Below are 16,199 nucleotides of genomic sequence, written 5' to 3'. Positions count from 1 at the left end.
AACAGGATGGCAATAATGGCAATCAGCTTTGAAAAAGCATTCGGGCTTCACCCAGATGCATTACTGATCCGCGACAAACGTTCACAAGTCTTGGCCGAAAATATCGCAAACGCTGATACACCGGGTTACAAGGCAAAAGATCTGAACTTTCAAACCGCTTTGGCTGGTGCTCAATCACGCCAATCTGGCTCGCTCGGCCGCACCGATCCACGGCATTTTGAAATTTCCACAGCCCGCCATGCTGATTCTCAGTACCGTATTCCAAATCAACCTGATACAGGGGATGGCAATACAGTCGATATTCACGAAGAACGAAATGCTTTTACCCGCAACAGCATGGAATATCAGGCAACGCTGAACTTTCTCAATAGCAGGATCAGTGGTCTGAAAAAAGCCCTTACCGGAGGAGGTCAATAATGAGCCTTTATAATATTTTTGATATAGCCGGTAGTGGCATGGCCGCACAACAAGTGCGCTTGAATACCACCGCCAGTAATATGGCGAATGCGAATAGCGTCAGTAGTAGCATTGACCAAACATACAGAGCCCGTCATCCGGTGTTTGCCACTGCACTGGAGCAGGCCCAGCAAGGGCAGGCTGGTGCCAAGGTGCAGGTACTAGGTATTGTGGAGTCTGATGCACCGCTGAACGTGGAGTATGCACCTCACCATCCGTTATCAGACGAAAATGGTTATATCTACAAGCCTAACGTCAACATTATGGAAGAAATGGCCAACATGATTTCAGCATCACGTTCTTACGAAACCAATGTGCAGGTCGCGGATGCAGCTAAGCAGTTGGTCAGTCGTACGCTGATGCTGGGGCAAAGGTAAGGGATGACGCATGAGTAATGTAACTAATGATAGAACTGCTTTGGATGGAATGTACTGGGGAGAAAAGCCTACTACGCCTGAATCCGAAGGCAATGGAGCTCTCACCCAGTCGGACTTTTTTGCGCTGTTAACACAGCAACTCGCTTATCAGGATCCTACTAAGCCTGTTGAGAATGACCAGATGATAGCGCAGATGACCAACTTTACCATGGCCGATGGTATTGCACAGATGAATACCAACTTTAAAGATTTTGCTACCTCTATGAATTCCAGTCAGGCGCTCCAGGCTTCTTCATTGGTGGGGCAGTATGTCTTGGTGAAATCAGACGATGTGGTATTTGATGGTAAAAATGATGTGGTTGCCAGTGCTAATTTTCCTGACAGCGCGACCAACATCAAAGTACAAATTAAAAACGCTGATGGTGTAGTAGTGCGCTCCGTTACTATCGAAAAAGCAGAGGAAGGCCGATTACAACTACCTTGGGACGGTACCACCGATACTCAGGCAGTCAACGAGGACGGTACACCTAAGGTAGACGACAAAGGTAATCCTGTGATGGAGCTGGCAAAAGCAGGAGCCTACAGTATTTCAGTTGAAGCCACTATCGCAGGTAAAAATGAGGCGATAGTAACCTCAGTGTACGCCCCTGTCACCAGTATTACATTGGGTAACGGTACAACCCAAGGCTTGCTGCTAAACGTTTACGGTCAGGGCCAGAAAAAGCTATCTGACATTGAAGAAATTGCAACCTAATCAATATAAGAATTGAGGTGAACTATGAGTTTTAATATCGCATTAAGCGGTCTGGCCGCAGCTCAAAAGGATATTGATGCGACCGCGAATAACATCGCTAACGTCAATACTACAGGTTTTAAAGAATCCCGTGCTGAATTCGCGGATGTGTACGCAGCCTCAGTGTTTAGTTCAAACAAAACCAAAGTAGGTGATGGTGTAAGCACGTCAAAAGTGGCACAACAGTTTTCTCAGGGGTCACTAAAATTCACTAATAACTCGCTGGATTTAGCTATTACAGGGGATGGTTTTTTTGCGATAGCTCCTGAAATTGGTGCCAGGGACTATTCTTATACCAGAGCCGGCGCTTTTAAACTGGATAAAAACAATTTTATTTCAGACAACAACGGCGGTTTTTTACAGGGGTTTCCGGTTAATCCCGCCAATGGCAATACCACGTCGGTAAGTTTGAGTACCACTCAGCCTATTCAAATTCCAAATACGGCTGGTGCACCAAGAGCAACAAGCAACGTTTATGTGACAATGAACGTCGATTCGCGTAATGCGCCGCCTACTATCCCATTTAATCCTGTGGATCAGGGCTCATACAACGCAACGACTTCAACAACTGTTTACGATAGTTTGGGCGAACCTCATATTCTGACTATGTATTTCCGTCGTGAGGCGCCAACGACAAACAACGATTGGTCAGTGTATGCAGTCTTTGATGACAATAATACAGTGCCGGCTTCTCCTTCTGGCGGTCCTTTAACACCAAATTCCGCTATAGGCCCTATAACTATGGATTTTGATGCTACAGGTCTTCCCTCTTTGCCTACAACAGCGTCTTTACCCAACCTGATCTTACCTGCCGGTGTAGGTACAGGAATAAATGACCCACTGAATGGCTATTTAACCAATGGGGCCCAGTTTAGCAATAACATCAACATACAGTTTCGTGATGAGACAGGTACAAGACTGCCTACTCAGTATGCCTCTAAATTTGAAGTGGGCACCTTAGGTCAGGACGGCACTACAGTAGGCCGTTTAACCAGCGTAGACATTGACTCAGCCGGCAAAGTAATGGCGTCTTACTCCAATGGTGACCAAACTTATCTTGCTCAGGTAGCTATGGTTAAATTTGCCAATCCTCAGGGCTTAACTCAGTCCGGCAATACATCATGGCGTGAAAGCTTATTATCTGGCGAGGCGTTAGCCGGTGAAGCAAACTCAGGGACTTTTGGTGCTATTAATGCTTCAGCTCTTGAAGCCTCTAATGTCAATTTGACCAATGAGCTGGTTGATTTAATTGCAGCTCAGCGCAACTTCCAGGCTAACTCAAGGGCGCTTGAAGTGAACAGCACCTTACAAAATACAGTGTTGCAGATCAGGTAATAGTATGACGAAAAAACCCAAGGCAGTTTGCTTTGGGTTTTTTGTTATTTCGTGTTTAGCGCTGTTGTTTGAAGTTTTACAACGAAGCTCAACTTACTTTTTTCGGAGTTGTTGTGAAGTTAGTGAATCGGTTCTTTTGCAGCATGCTGCTGATTAATCCTTATAGTGCTCATGCCACTGGGTTGGAGCAAGATATGCTTGTCAGGACCCACTTTACTTTAAAGGCTGGAGGCTCTGAAACCCGAACAGTTATTATTCGGTCGCCTGAGAATTCAAAAGAATTTCAGATGCTTGGCTTCGATCCTGTAAAAGCTTTGTCTGTTAGTTGTACTTTAAACTTGTACGGGCCATCTAATCTTTGGCTTGGACGTTATAACTGTGCTGATCGTCGGGTTCACCACTTTAATTCACCTCTGCCAGCATCTGCTCAATACAAAGCCCTGATTGAAGTATCCAATTCAAATTTCACCAGCGCACAGACTACATTTTCAGTTCTTAGCAGATTTAAATTTATCTGAGCCACAGTGCTGCTTGGGCTGTTTAGCTGCGATGAACAGCAGTATTTCTTTTGTTGGCACTAGTCTTGCTTTACTTAACTTATCTCAAGTGGAGGCCTGACTATGGACCATTTACTTTATATCGCAATGAGCGGTGCCAAAGAGAATATGAATGGCATCAGTGTCAAAGCGAATAACCTTGCAAACAGCACCACCACAGGCTTTAAAGCTGATTTAGAGCAAGCTCGCGCTATGCAGGCTTTTGGCGAAGGCTTACCTACCCGGGTGTTTTCATTGACAGAACGTCCAGGTCAAAATTTTGACGATGGCGCTTTTATTATTACAGAGCGAGATCTCGATGTTGCAGTGCAAGGCCAAGGCTGGTTATCGGTAGAGGATGCGCAAGGAAATGAAGCCTACACCAGAGCGGGTAATTTACAGCTTAGTCCGGAAGGGATGCTGCAAACTGCTTCAGGTTTAGCTGTAATTGGTGAAGCGGGTCCTATTCAATTGCCTCTGCCTATTAGCAAAATGGAAATTAATGATGATGGCACCATCAATATCCGACCTGAAGGTGCGCCAGCGAATGCGATGCAGGAAGTGGCCCGGCTAAAGTTGGTCAAACCTGAATTTCAGGACATAGAAAAAGGCACTGACGGTCTGTTCCGCCGTAAAGATGGTGAAGTCGCAGAATTAGATGAAACCGTCAGAGTGATGAGTGGTGCAGTGGAAGGCAGTAACGTCAATGCTGTCAGCGAAATGACACAGATGATCAGTTTACAGCGTCAGTTTGAAGTTCAGGTCAAAATGATGAAAACCGCCGAAGATATTGATCGGCAACACAATCAAATGATGAGAATAATCTAAGGCTTAAGCCTGGGAGGTTAGCATGCATCCAGCTTTATGGATCAGTAAAACCGGTTTGGACGCAAAACAGCGTGACATTTCGGTGATTTCAAACAACCTGGCCAACGCCAGCACTATAGGTTTTAAAAAGAGCCGTGCTGTATTTGAAGACTTGTTGTATCAGAATATCAACCAGCCAGGTGGCCGTTCGTCACAAAACTCAGAGTTGCCAAATGGTTTGATGTTAGGCGCAGGTACCAAGGTAGTGGCTACTCAGAAAAGTTTTACCCAAGGCAATATGATAACCACTGAAGGTAGCCTGGATGTGATGATCCAAGGCCATGGTTTTTTTGAAGTCTTGATGCCAGATGGCACCATTTCGTATAGCCGTAATGGTCAGTTTACGACAGACAGCGAAGGGAATTTGGTTACATCCGGCGCGGGTTATCAAATTCAACCGAATATCGTTATTCCTGAAGATGCTCAGAGCATTACTATTTCGCAGGACGGTGAAGTCTCTGTCCGTTTGCCTGGTCAGGTCGATCAAGCTGTTTTAGGCCAGTTAACTGTAACTAATTTCGTTAATCCGGCCGGTTTAGAGCCTATTGGCCAAAACTTATTCACTGCAACAGCGGCCAGTGGCGATCCGGTGCAAGGTATTCCAGGCCTTGAAGGCAGAGGGATCTTAGTTCAGGGCGCTTTAGAGACATCAAACGTCAATGTGACGGAAGAGCTGGTTAGCCTGATTGAAAGTCAGCGGGTTTATGAAATGAATTCCAAAGTCATTTCAACTGTTGATCAGATGCTAGGTACCATGATCCAGCAGTTGTAGGAGTAGGTAGATGAACAAGTTAATTTTGTTGGTACTGACGCTACAACTTTGTGTCGGCTGTGCAGGCAGCTTCAATGAACCTAGGCCGGACGATCCGAATTTTGCGCCTTTGCCACCTGAGCCGGAAGCGGTTCCTTTGTCGAACAATGGCTCCTTGTTTGCGCAGGGCTTATCCAATGGATTGTATTCCGATAATAAAGCCCGCCGGCCTGGTGACATTATCACTGTGGTATTAAAAGAAAATACCCAAGCGTCTAAAACGGCTAAAACAGAGTTTGGTAAAGATAGCTCGGCTAGCTTTGATCCCATGATTGGTTTAGGTGGTCGCGAAGTCAGCGCACTGGGCAATACCTTACAGTTTGGTGCTAATGCTACCTCAGATTTTAAAGGTGACTCTAAAGCTGACCAAAGTAATAGTTTAGTCGGTGATATATCGGTCAACGTACTGCGAGTGATGGCTAACGGCAACCTGGTGATCCGCGGTGAAAAATGGCTGACCTTGAATACAGGCAAAGAGTTTATTCGATTAACTGGCGTGATCCGAGCTGAAGACATAGATTCAAAGAACACAGTACAGTCGACTAAAATAGCCAATGCTCGTATTGAGTATAGTGGCACTGGCGCAACTCATGGTGGTCAGGGGCCTGGTTGGTTAAGCCGGTTCTTTACTGATGTATTGTGGCCGTTTTGATACAGGTGAAATGATGAAACTACTCCAAAGCTTTTTTGTGGTTGTGTTAACCGGAGCTTTATCTTTACCCGCTTCAGCAGCCCGGATTAAAGACCTCACCAGTGTTCAAGGGGTGCGCAGTAACCAATTGGTTGGTTATGGTCTGGTGGTTGGTTTGCCGGGCACTGGCGAGCAAAGCCCTTTTACTGAACAAAGCTTCAGAACCATGTTGAGCAACTTTGGTATCAATATGCCTGCTGGCGTGAAGTCTCAGATCAAAAACGTAGCTGCCGTGGCTGTGCATGCTGAATTGCCTGCCTTTAGTAAACCCGGTCAGACAATTGATATTACTGTATCATCCATGGGGAGTGCGAAAGGCTTACGTGGAGGCACTTTGTTGCAAACTTTCCTCAAAGGTCTGGATGGTAATGTGTATGCAGTCGCTCAAGGCTCGTTGATTGTCAGTGGTTTGGGTGCTGAGGGGGCTGATGGTTCGAGAATACTGGTAAATACTCCGACTGTGGGTCGTATCCCCAACGGCGCTACGGTTGAGCGTGAAGTTCCTTCTCCTTTTGCCGATGGTGATTTTATTACGTTTAATTTAAACAGCCCAGATTTTACCACTGCCAAAACATTGGCGGAAACTATCAATAATTTTATCGGTCCCGACACTGCTCAATCTTTGGATGCATCGTCAGTGCAGGTTCGAGCGCCACGTGATATGAATCAGCGGGTATCCTATTTGTCGACACTGGAAAACCTGACCTTGGAGCCTGCCAGTCAATCAGCAAAAATAATTATCAATTCCAGAACAGGCACCATAGTGATAGGGAAAGATGTACGACTTTTCCCAGCTGCGGTGACTCATGGTGGTTTAACTGTCACTATCGCTGAAAATCCGGTTGTTGTTCAGCCTAATGCTCTGGCTGGTGGTGAGACCGCTGTAGAGCAAAATACCCTGATCGATGTCAGGCCGGATAAGTCTCGGATGTTTAAATTTGATCCTGGCACTACGCTGGATGATCTGGTCAGTACTGTGAATGCAGTGGGCGCAGCGCCTGGCGATCTGATGGCTATCTTAGAAGCTTTAAAAGAAGCTGGAGCCATTCATGGTGAGCTTGTGGTGATCTAAATGAGCAAAGTTGAGCAAAAAGTCAATTATCATGATTTAACCAGCTTACAGCAGCTGAAGCACAGCTCTGGTGGAGATGATGATAAAGCACTGAAACAAGCGGCTAAACAATTCGAATCTATATTTATGGGTATGTTGCTCAGCAGTATGCGCAAAGCCAGTGAAGTGTTCGAAGATGACGGTGCGCTCAACTCCAATGCGACCAAGTTTTATAAAGAGATGTATGATAAACAATTAGCAACGGATCTCTCAGAAAAAGGCAGTTTAGGTTTAGCTGATTTGCTGGTACAGCAGTTGCGGCCCACTAAGGGCAAAACTACTCCGGCTTCAATGCTAAGGCTGCCAACTGAAGCCGCTCCTGTGCGCACCGAAGGCTCAGGCACTTTAAATGGGCAGAAACGGGTCGGCGTGATAGAAAAAAAACAACCAGAACATCAGATCCCTGTTGTTCCTCAACCCCCCTCTATTCAGTCAGTCAAAGTTCTGCCTGAACAGCCAAAATCACAGCAGGATGACTGGAGCTTTAACACGCCTGGCGACTTTATTGAAAAGTTGATGCCAGCTGCTAAACAGGCTGCGCAAAAGCTTGGATTAGAACCTTTGGCGCTGTTAGCTCAAGCCGCTCTCGAGACAGGCTGGGGGCAGCGTACATTTAAAACAGCGGAAGGGAGTAACAGTTTTAACTTTTTTGGGATCAAGGCACATAGTAGTTGGCAGGGCGAGGTTGCTGTGGTTGATACCCTGGAGTACAGGAAAGGGGTGGCGCAAAAGGAAAAGGCAAAATTCCGTGCTTATGAATCTCCAGAACAAAGCCTGGTCGATTATGTCGATTTTATAAAATCGAATCCCCGTTATCAGCAAGCGCTGGCTGTTGTTGACAATCCTAAAGCTTATTTTCAGCAGTTGCAGGCTGCAGGTTATGCGACAGATCCAAATTATGCACAGAAAATTCTGTCAGTATTTAACAGCGAGACATTCAAACAGGCACGAAACCTGCTTACGAATACTAATTAAAGAATAGTAGCTTCAGTGCAGGTCGGCACAGCCGACGAATCAAGTAACGATGCACAGGCATCAGCGGAGACTCAGATGTCAGATAACTTACTTCGGATTGGAACCTCAGCCATACTGGCAAGCACGGCGCTGCTTTCTACCACAAGTAATAACATCGCTAATCTGAATACGCCAGGTTATACCAGACAACGCACTGAGTTCGAATCCAGTGTACTTGGATTGGGAGTTGGCAGGGGAACTACAGAGCGTTTGGTTAACGACTTTGCGCAAAAGCAAATGTGGCGTGATACTTCCTCTGTGAGCTATGCCAGCCAGTACCTATCCGAAGCCAGTCGTGTTGATGCCTTGTTGTCTGATCAGTCTAATAGCATCTCTACGGGCATATCGTCATTTTTCAGTCAATTACAGACCGCTATTAACGATCCGACTAATCCGGCATCACGTCAGTTGGTGATGGGAAGTGCTCAAACTTTATTGAATAGATTCAATACATTGTCAAACCAAATGACGGAGCAGAATAAGTATATCAGTCAACAATTAGAAACTGATGCTCAGTCTGCGAATGAAAAAATCAGCGTGATAGCACAGTTGAATCAGGAAATATTGGCCTATGGCAACAATCCGGCAAAACCACCGCCATTAGATATACTGGATAAAAGAGATCAGGCCATTAAAGAGTTATCCGCTCTGGTCGATATCAATGTACTTGATTCGTCCAATGGTGATAAACAAATTTTCCTCAGTAGCGGCCAGTCTTTAGTGATTGAGGGGGGCAAATTTAACTTATTTAGCGTCTCAGGTAACCCTGATCCCAATCGTAAAACCTTGCAGCTCAAGGCTGCCACTAATCCGAATGTGTTGATCAACGTTGCTGAAACGCAGTTAGGTGGCAAAATTGGTGGGTCTCTGGCTTTTCGCTCTGCAGTGCTGGATCCGGCGCAAAAAGAGCTGGGTCAACTGGCTCTTGCTTTTACCGATGCGTTTAATACACAAAACAAGTTAGGGATGAATGCAGATGGTAATTTAGGTGGTGATTTGTTTACTTTACCTAACTTCACCGCCTGGCCTTTTAGCGGTAACAGCGGCGCTGGGACAATAACTGCCTCTGTTGCTGCGGGACAAGGCAAAAATATTCCAGCAAATGATATTCGCATTACGTTTACGGCCGCTGATGCTTTCACCGTTGAAGCTGTTGATGCCTCTGGCTCTGTTATACCTGGTACTGCCATTAGTCGAACCGCTGTGGTTTTCCCTGTGACTGTCACTTCTGATGGTACCAATGATTTTTTTGGTCTCAATATCAGCATAGCCAATGGTGCGCCCGCTTTTGCAGCAGGGGACAAATTTGACTTAAAACCTTTGTCCAGTGCGGCACAAAACATCAGTCTTGCAACCAATAGGCCTGAAGCTTTGGCTTTTGCATCTCCCCTGAAAAGCGAAAAAACGCTAACGAACTTAGGCAACGCCGAAATAGATCAGCTTAAAGTGAATAGCGTAGGACAAGCTGGAAACAGACTCTCGCCACCTGCAAATTTTACTGATGGGCCTATAGCTGTTACTTATCTTGGTAATAATCAATTCAGGATTGAAGATGGCGGTACCCCAGCTGTGACTGAGACAGTCACCTATGCAGGCACTGATTATCAAAATTTATTAGCCGCCTCCGTTAACTTTGCGGATGCTGGTTTTGATTTTTCTGTTAAAGGTGTGCCGCAAGTTGGCGATACCTTTAGTATCCAGTACAACACTGGTGGTTTCGAAGACAACAGAAACGGCTTGATGTTGGGGAATTTGCAAAATGCCGATATGGTTCGGATCGATGCTGCAAGCACAGTAAATGCAGATAAATACCAGACCTTTAATCAAGCTTATTCGGAATTAGTAGGTTTTGTTGGTACTCAAACCAGTCAGGCTCGTGTAAGCGCTGCTTCTTCCAAGTCTTTGTTAGAGCAAACAACTTCCTGGCACGAATCCTTGTCAGGTGTCAGTTTGGATGAAGAAGCCGCCGATTTGGTCAGGTTTCAGCAAACCTATGCTGCAGCAGCGAAAATTTTGTCGACCTCACAAACTATTTTTGACACCCTGCTACAGGCGGCGAGGTAATAATGCGTACCACATTTAATATGCAATATAGCCAGAGTCTTGATTCTATTTTAAGTACTCAGGATAAATTACAAACTGCAAGTTTAATGCTGAGCAAGCAAACCAAAATTTTGACTGCAGCCGATGATCCCTCAGGTTCAGCCCGAGCTATAGGTCTGGAAGCGACCATCCAACAGACCAATCAATACCAGAGCAACAATACTGCTGCCCGCAATAGTCTTGAATTGCAGGAGACTGTGCTTAGCAATATGCGTGGCGCTATGGACAGGGCAAGAGTTTTGGCCTTGTCATTGGGAAACGGTACTTATGATGACAACGATCGTAAAGCCATAGGCGATCAGTTAGGTAATATCCGTGATGAGTTATTTGATTTAATGAATCGCAGGGACGAGCTGGGAGGTTATTTGTTTTCTGGTTTTAAGGATCAAACCCAGCCTTATAGCCTGAATAGTGCCACCGGAGACTATGAATTTAACGGTGACGAAGGCCAAAAATCCGTTCAGTTGTCTTTATCTATTTCAATAGCGGCTAATGACAGTGGCCGTAGTATTTTTGACAGTGTAGATAAACGTTTTCAGACCAGCGCTGCCAGTGTGGGAGCTCCTGTAACAGCAGCAAAGGTCAGCGTAGCCAACCAAAGTATATTTGATAACTTTTATAAGCAAAATTATGACGGTTTAACACCGGGTAATAATGATTATTCTGTAGTTTTTTCCGCACCATCCAATTATGAAGTTCAACGTAATGGCGCTGCTATGGTGCCTGCCGTCACTGGCAGCTACACAGCGGGCGAGCCGATTAATTACAATGGTTTATCTATTGATGTGACAGGTGCTGCCCCGGGAGGAACCGTCAGTTTTAGTCTGCAGCCGCCAGAAAAAACTAATATTCTCAATTCTTTAACCGATTTAATAAAAAGTATTGAGGCAGGTGACAATGGGGATGTATTGAACGAGCGTATCCTTGATGCCACAGTGGAGATTGATAACGCCTCGACAAAAGTCGATTCTGCTGTGTCTTCTATTGGTGGTCGTTTAAATGTAATTGAAAGTATTTTTGGCAGTAATGAAGATGTGTTGATTGCTACAAAATCTCATAAAGCTGACGTGGTGGAACTGGACTACAGCACAGGTATTACTGAGCTGGTGAAACAAGAAACTGCTTTGCAGGCTGTACAGGCTACATTTTCTAAAGTGACAGGCTTGAGTTTATTTAATTACATCAGGTAAACACGTTTTTAGATATGTCTTACAGATCCTGGCAGGAGGCCGCTTATGTATATCACTGAACTGTCCCGATTTGATCATTTGTATCTCCAAGCTCATGATTGGCCAGTGAACGAGTTTCATAACTGGGATAATGCTAATTTTTTACCTTTGTCCACAGATATCAAGCGTCAGATCCTAAATAACTTTACGCCAGTTTCTGTGCCTTTAATCATGTGGCGTAAGGTTCAGCTCTTGTTACTTGGTGACCAGCAGGTGGACAGTCAGAAGCTACTTCGTTACTTTGCTACTTTGCCTTTTTTACAACAGAATATGCTCTACAGCCAATTGATGCGGGCTAATTTTGTTGATCACTCGAAGATGTTTGATTGTGGGCCTTTGTATCAGATGATGATTCAGAACTTTTGTCAGCAAAGTTCAGAGTTTTGTCAGGTCAGCCCACTGATTGGCAGTGGCAATGAAGAGATTGTGTTGTTGTTGACCAATCAGTTTGTTAATACTCAGCATGGTCCAACGCTGACGGTTCTAAATTATGCCAGCGCGTTCAAAGCTATGGGGAAACATCCTGTGGTTATTTGTTGTACCAGCGTAGCTAAGTCATCTCATTATCTGTATCCAATGCCTGCGCCGATTTTTTTTGGTGCAGTGCGCAATGAATACTACGAAAGTGACACTCTGTTTGATTTGGATACCGGCCAACAGCAGCCTTATGAAGCTGGCTCTGCGGTCAAATGTTGGGATCAGTTGTTTGATTTTATGCAAATTACGCCCATGGATGATACCGAACACCTGGTTGATTTAATAAATGTGATTAATCAACTCAACCCACGTTTCATCATCGGCGTCGGGGGATTAAATCCGGTATTGGAATACATAGCTCAAAGCCGGCCAGTGCTGAATATCCCTTGTGTCACATCTTTAGTCACACCTTTATACGCCGTGCCCGTACTTCATCGTGATCTAACAGAAAAAGATCAGCTCAGTATTGCAGCTCTGTCTTTGGCCCATCCTGTGCTCACAAGTCGTTTGCCATTTAGATTACGAAAGTTCGACTGCGTGAAAAGCAGTAAAGTGACGGATCATGTGTTGAAATTTGCCATAGTTGGCTATCGTCTTGAGCAGGAGGTAGGTGCAGATTTTATAGAAACTTTATGGGTCATTAAAAAACAGTTTCCACAGTCGGCTTTTGTATTTATTGGGCCTGAAACTATCGCTGGGTTTCCAGTTGAGCTAGCGAGCTGCAGTTACTTCAGTGGCAGCGTAAGTAATGCCATAGATCTGATAGCAAACTGTCATTTTATGCTTAATCCAAAACGACAAGGTGGAGGCACTTCTGCTATTGAAGCTTTAAGTCTTGGAATTCCAGTATTAACCGAAGCTTATGGTGATGTGTATCAATACATTGGAAATGACTTTGTCTTTTCAACCAATAAGGAACGATTGGCATTTATTCAGCGTTACCTCACAGATCCGGAGTTTGAAGCCCATTCTAAGCAGACTTGTTTGGAGACTGCAGCCAAAGCAACCGACAGTTTAGCCGTAGTGCAGGCGTTATTGCTTGATTACGACAGCTACATCTATCAGCTACAGCATTAATACAAGAGCAGCGCCTGGAGTTTCCATCGGCTTGCGCCATAAAAGACTTTGGTTTCCCCTTTGCGTTTGCGAGTGTGAGCATAAATCTTGTATTTAAGTTAAAGTTATGAAGTCCTAAGCCGATACTATAGTTATCCACCTTTTTGTCCTCAATAAATGATATTGGATATTGAAGTTTATTCAATAAAATCAAATAAAATCCTCAAGAAAAAACTCCTGGTACCGATACAGTAATTAAGCAGGGAACAAAAAATAAATACTCTGCAATTATAAAAACTCAGGAGATATACAATGGCTTTATTCGTTAATACTAACGTTTCGGCGTTAAATGCCCAAAGGCAACTTATTAATTCGGGAAAAGGTTTAGATACAGCGTTTCAACGTTTATCTTCAGGTTTCCGTATCAATAGTGCTGCAGATGATGCTGCAGGCTTACAAATCAGTAACCGTTTAACCAGTCAGGTAAATGGTTTGGACCAAGCGATACGAAATGCTAACGATGGTATTTCATTAGCTCAGGTCGCAGAAGGCGCGATGGATGAAATCACCAACGCTTTGCAACGAATTCGTGTACTTGCAGTACAGTCACAAAACGGTATCAACAGTTCGGCTGACCGTATTGCACTACAAAAAGAAGTATCAGCTTTAAAAACTGAGATCAGTCGTATTGCAACTACGACTCAGTTTGGTGGCGTGAAATTACTGGACGGACTGTATTCATCGACTTTCCTGGTCGGTGCGAATGCAGGGCAGACGATTAGCGTTAATATTTCCAGAACTGGCGGTGGCTTTGGTTCTTCAGGTTTAGGTATAGCAAGCTTAAGTATCAGTAGCTTAGCTGGTGCATCCAGAGCACTTGCAAGTATAGATAGCGCTATTAACGTGATTGACTCCAAACGGGCAGACTTAGGTGCAATTCAAAACCGTTTCCAGTCCACAATCCGAAATTTATCAAATATTGTCGAAAATATCTCGGCAGCACGAAGCCGGATCAAAGACACTGATTTTGCAAAAGAGACAGCTGAGTTAACCCGTTCGCAAATACTGCAACAGGCCAGTACAACGATTTTGTCTCAGGCAAATCAGAGGCCACAGGCAGCACTGTCTTTGTTACAAGGTTAATTTTTCAACAATAAATAGAAGATATTGAAGCGATCTTTAGTACGACTCCTGAGCTTTATGCTCTTTGGCCATACGGCATTGCTGTATGGCCTTTTTTATTTGTGCCTTATATTGGAATGTTTATGTATAAATTTAAAATAAATAACTAAAGAAACAATGTTAAGTGTCGATACAGTATTTGAGTGGATTAGATTAAATATAAAATGACGTATCCACTTTCTACATAATAAACGCTCAGGAGAAAAGATATGGCGTTATTTGTAAATACTAACGTATCGGCGTTAAACGCGCAGAGACAACTTATTAATTCAGGCCGAACCCTGGATACCTCTTTTCAGCGACTGTCGTCTGGTTTTCGCATCAATAGCGCAGCAGACGATGCGGCTGGTTTGCAGATCAGCAATCGTTTGACAGCCCAAATTCAGGGGTTGGATCAAGCGGTAAGAAATGCCAATGACGGCATTTCATTATCCCAGGTGGCAGAAGGTGCCATGGATGAAATCACCAATGCTTTGCAGCGCATCAGAGTACTGGCCGTGCAATCGCAGAACGGTATTAACAGTTCTGCAGACCGTATCGCGCTGCAAAAAGAAGTCTCGGCACTAAAAACCGAAATTAGTCGTATCGCGACAACCACTCAGTTTGGTGGCGTGAAATTGTTAGATGGGACCTATTCATCGACTTTCCTGGTAGGTGCCAACGCAGGCCAAATCATCAGTGTGAATATATCAAGATCGGGTGGCGGTTTTGGTTCTTCTGGATTGGGCGTCGCGGGCTTGAGTGTCAGTAGTTTAGCCGGCGCCTCCAGAGCCCTGGCACAGATTGACAGTGCCATCAACGTGATTGATTCGAAACGAGCCGACCTGGGTGCGATTCAAAACCGTTTCCAATCGACGATCAGGAACTTGTCGAACATTGTGGAAAACATTTCGGCTGCACGCAGCCGGATTAAAGATACAGATTTCGCGAAAGAAACAGCTGAATTGACTCGCTCGCAAATATTGCAGCAGGCCAGCACTACCATCTTATCGCAGGCGAACCAAAGACCTCAGGCTGCGTTGTCCTTGTTAGGAGGCTAACGGGACAACAAGGACTCAGGTCCACAGATTGAGCATACGCCTGACCAATGAAGCTGCAGCTTCTGAAGGCAGGGTACAAAACGAATAGCACTGGATTTGGAAGGCATTGGGCGCCGGATCCGTACGACCAACTTTATGGCACTGCTCTGACGCACCTATAGCGAGGAGCTCCTGCCAAAGGAAAAAGGAAAGGCTTTATGGCTACTTATTTACTAACCGGAGGATGACACCATGTCATTATATGTCAATACCAACGTATCAGCTTTGAACGCACAACGTCAGTTAATTAACTCTGGCGGTTCACTGGATACAGCGTTTAAACGTTTATCATCAGGTTTTCGTATCAACAGCGCAGCTGATGATGCAGCTGGTTTACAGATCAGTAACCGTTTATCAAGCCAACTTAACGGTTTGAATCAGGCCATCAGCAATGCCAATGACGGCATTTCTCTGGCACAAACGGCCGAAGGCGCTATGGATGAGATTACCAACTCTCTGCAGCGGATCCGGATACTGGCGGTTCAGTCGCAAAATGGTATCAATAGTTCGGCAGATAGGGTTGCATTGCAAAAAGAAGTATCAGCGCTGAAAACGGAAATCAGCCGTATTGCAACTACAACTCAGTTTGGTGGTTTAAACCTGTTGGATGGTAAGTTCTCCGCTAAGTTTTTAGTTGGAGCCAATGCCGGACAAAATATCAGCGTGAATTTATCACGCACTGGTGGCGGTTACGGTGCATCAGGCTTGGGTATTAACAACTTGTCGATATCCAGTGTAGGTGGTGCTTCAGCGGCAATAGCCAGTATCGATAGTGCTATTAAATCTATCGATAGCACAAGAGCGGATCTGGGTGCTTTACAAAACCGGTTCCAATCGACAATTCGTAACCTGAGTAATATTGTGGAGAACGTTTCAGCAGCGCGTAGCCGGATCAGAGACACTGATTTTGCAAAAGAAACCGCAGAGTTGACTCGTTCGCAGATCCTGCAGCAGGCCAGTACTACTATCCTGTCTCAGGCGAATCAGCGTCCACAGGCGGCCTTGTCACTGTTAGGTTAATTTTTTCAAGTAGCCTTAATGACATGGTAGCAAAATGGGGTCACCCATTAGCCTCTCGGTGT

The 16,199-nt window shown here is 44.9% G+C and carries 16 protein-coding genes; all 16 read left to right on the top strand.

The features are described 5' to 3' along the window. The first annotated feature begins 15 nt into the window (after window positions 1-15). The 16 genes from flgB to EMM73_RS13135 all read left to right on the top strand — a co-directional run bounded on the left by flgB (window position 16) and on the right by EMM73_RS13135 (window position 16,137). Complete coding sequence (flgB, locus tag EMM73_RS13210) at window positions 16-417, top strand: flagellar basal body rod protein FlgB (RefSeq protein WP_127687019.1); 402 nt, start codon at window positions 16-18, stop codon at window positions 415-417. Then, the gene (flgC, locus tag EMM73_RS13205; protein ID WP_127687017.1) at window positions 417-833 is read left to right on the top strand and encodes a flagellar basal body rod protein FlgC; all 417 of its coding nucleotides are present in this window, start codon (window positions 417-419) and stop codon (window positions 831-833) included. The genes flgB and flgC overlap by 1 nt, the downstream gene beginning before the upstream one ends. A gap of 10 nt (window positions 834-843) precedes the next feature. Continuing rightward, window positions 844-1,587 (top strand): flagellar hook assembly protein FlgD, encoded by a 744-nt coding sequence (locus tag EMM73_RS13200; RefSeq protein WP_127687015.1) that lies wholly within the window; start codon window positions 844-846, stop codon window positions 1,585-1,587. A 24-nt stretch (window positions 1,588-1,611) separates the two neighbouring features. Beyond that, on the top strand, window positions 1,612-2,961 hold the full coding sequence (gene flgE, locus EMM73_RS13195) for a flagellar hook protein FlgE (protein WP_127687013.1): 1,350 nt from the start codon (window positions 1,612-1,614) through the stop codon (window positions 2,959-2,961). A gap of 113 nt (window positions 2,962-3,074) precedes the next feature. Next, window positions 3,075-3,479, top strand: coding sequence for a hypothetical protein (locus EMM73_RS13190; RefSeq protein WP_127687011.1), 405 nt, complete (start codon window positions 3,075-3,077; stop codon window positions 3,477-3,479). A gap of 102 nt (window positions 3,480-3,581) precedes the next feature. Then, a complete protein-coding gene (locus tag EMM73_RS13185) occupies window positions 3,582-4,325 on the top strand; it encodes a flagellar basal body rod protein FlgF (protein WP_127687009.1) in 744 nt (247 codons plus the stop codon). A gap of 22 nt (window positions 4,326-4,347) precedes the next feature. Further along, window positions 4,348-5,136, top strand: coding sequence for a flagellar basal-body rod protein FlgG (flgG, locus tag EMM73_RS13180; RefSeq protein WP_127687007.1), 789 nt, complete (start codon window positions 4,348-4,350; stop codon window positions 5,134-5,136). 10 nt (window positions 5,137-5,146) lie between these two features. Then, complete coding sequence (locus EMM73_RS13175) at window positions 5,147-5,827, top strand: flagellar basal body L-ring protein FlgH (protein WP_127687005.1); 681 nt, start codon at window positions 5,147-5,149, stop codon at window positions 5,825-5,827. Window positions 5,828-5,840: 13 nt separating this feature from the next. After that, window positions 5,841-6,938 carry a flagellar basal body P-ring protein FlgI gene (locus tag EMM73_RS13170; protein ID WP_127687003.1) on the top strand — a complete coding sequence of 366 codons (1,098 nt, stop codon included), beginning with the start codon at window positions 5,841-5,843 and terminating at the stop codon, window positions 6,936-6,938. Further along, window positions 6,939-7,952, top strand: coding sequence for a flagellar assembly peptidoglycan hydrolase FlgJ (flgJ, locus tag EMM73_RS13165; RefSeq protein WP_127687001.1), 1,014 nt, complete (start codon window positions 6,939-6,941; stop codon window positions 7,950-7,952). Between the two features lie 75 nt (window positions 7,953-8,027). Continuing rightward, the gene (flgK, locus tag EMM73_RS13160) at window positions 8,028-10,055 is read left to right on the top strand and encodes a flagellar hook-associated protein FlgK (protein WP_127686999.1); all 2,028 of its coding nucleotides are present in this window, start codon (window positions 8,028-8,030) and stop codon (window positions 10,053-10,055) included. Between the two features lie 2 nt (window positions 10,056-10,057). Continuing rightward, window positions 10,058-11,284 (top strand): flagellar hook-associated protein FlgL, encoded by a 1,227-nt coding sequence (flgL, locus tag EMM73_RS13155; RefSeq protein WP_127686997.1) that lies wholly within the window; start codon window positions 10,058-10,060, stop codon window positions 11,282-11,284. A gap of 45 nt (window positions 11,285-11,329) precedes the next feature. After that, a complete protein-coding gene (locus tag EMM73_RS13150; protein WP_127686995.1) occupies window positions 11,330-12,877 on the top strand; it encodes a glycosyltransferase family protein in 1,548 nt (515 codons plus the stop codon). Window positions 12,878-13,168: 291 nt separating this feature from the next. After that, the gene (locus EMM73_RS13145) at window positions 13,169-13,999 is read left to right on the top strand and encodes a flagellin N-terminal helical domain-containing protein (RefSeq protein WP_127686993.1); all 831 of its coding nucleotides are present in this window, start codon (window positions 13,169-13,171) and stop codon (window positions 13,997-13,999) included. Window positions 14,000-14,247: 248 nt separating this feature from the next. Next, the gene (locus EMM73_RS13140) at window positions 14,248-15,078 is read left to right on the top strand and encodes a flagellin N-terminal helical domain-containing protein (protein ID WP_127686991.1); all 831 of its coding nucleotides are present in this window, start codon (window positions 14,248-14,250) and stop codon (window positions 15,076-15,078) included. 231 nt (window positions 15,079-15,309) lie between these two features. Next, window positions 15,310-16,137: a flagellin N-terminal helical domain-containing protein gene (locus tag EMM73_RS13135; protein WP_127686989.1), complete on the top strand. Its 828-nt coding sequence runs from the start codon at window positions 15,310-15,312 to the stop codon at window positions 16,135-16,137. The last annotated feature ends 62 nt before the right edge of the window (window positions 16,138-16,199 follow it).

The organism is Rheinheimera sediminis, assembly GCF_004005375.1.
GTDB lineage: Bacteria > Pseudomonadota > Gammaproteobacteria > Enterobacterales > Alteromonadaceae > Pararheinheimera.
This window is presented reverse-complemented; position numbering and strand designations above follow the sequence as displayed.

What these genes read in the sequence shown, in the direction of transcription:
- flgB (WP_127687019.1), top strand. Translation starts at nt 16, where the DNA reads ATGGCAATCAGCTTTGAAAAAGCATTCGGGCTTCACCCAGATGCATTA.
- flgC (WP_127687017.1), top strand. Translation starts at nt 417, where the DNA reads ATGAGCCTTTATAATATTTTTGATATAGCCGGTAGTGGCATGGCCGCA.
- EMM73_RS13200 (WP_127687015.1), top strand. Translation starts at nt 844, where the DNA reads ATGAGTAATGTAACTAATGATAGAACTGCTTTGGATGGAATGTACTGG.
- flgE (WP_127687013.1), top strand. Translation starts at nt 1,612, where the DNA reads ATGAGTTTTAATATCGCATTAAGCGGTCTGGCCGCAGCTCAAAAGGAT.
- EMM73_RS13185 (WP_127687009.1), top strand. Translation starts at nt 3,582, where the DNA reads ATGGACCATTTACTTTATATCGCAATGAGCGGTGCCAAAGAGAATATG.
- flgG (WP_127687007.1), top strand. Translation starts at nt 4,348, where the DNA reads ATGCATCCAGCTTTATGGATCAGTAAAACCGGTTTGGACGCAAAACAG.
- EMM73_RS13175 (WP_127687005.1), top strand. Translation starts at nt 5,147, where the DNA reads ATGAACAAGTTAATTTTGTTGGTACTGACGCTACAACTTTGTGTCGGC.
- EMM73_RS13170 (WP_127687003.1), top strand. Translation starts at nt 5,841, where the DNA reads ATGAAACTACTCCAAAGCTTTTTTGTGGTTGTGTTAACCGGAGCTTTA.
- flgJ (WP_127687001.1), top strand. Translation starts at nt 6,939, where the DNA reads ATGAGCAAAGTTGAGCAAAAAGTCAATTATCATGATTTAACCAGCTTA.
- flgK (WP_127686999.1), top strand. Translation starts at nt 8,028, where the DNA reads ATGTCAGATAACTTACTTCGGATTGGAACCTCAGCCATACTGGCAAGC.
- flgL (WP_127686997.1), top strand. Translation starts at nt 10,058, where the DNA reads ATGCGTACCACATTTAATATGCAATATAGCCAGAGTCTTGATTCTATT.
- EMM73_RS13150 (WP_127686995.1), top strand. Translation starts at nt 11,330, where the DNA reads ATGTATATCACTGAACTGTCCCGATTTGATCATTTGTATCTCCAAGCT.
- EMM73_RS13145 (WP_127686993.1), top strand. Translation starts at nt 13,169, where the DNA reads ATGGCTTTATTCGTTAATACTAACGTTTCGGCGTTAAATGCCCAAAGG.
- EMM73_RS13140 (WP_127686991.1), top strand. Translation starts at nt 14,248, where the DNA reads ATGGCGTTATTTGTAAATACTAACGTATCGGCGTTAAACGCGCAGAGA.
- EMM73_RS13135 (WP_127686989.1), top strand. Translation starts at nt 15,310, where the DNA reads ATGTCATTATATGTCAATACCAACGTATCAGCTTTGAACGCACAACGT.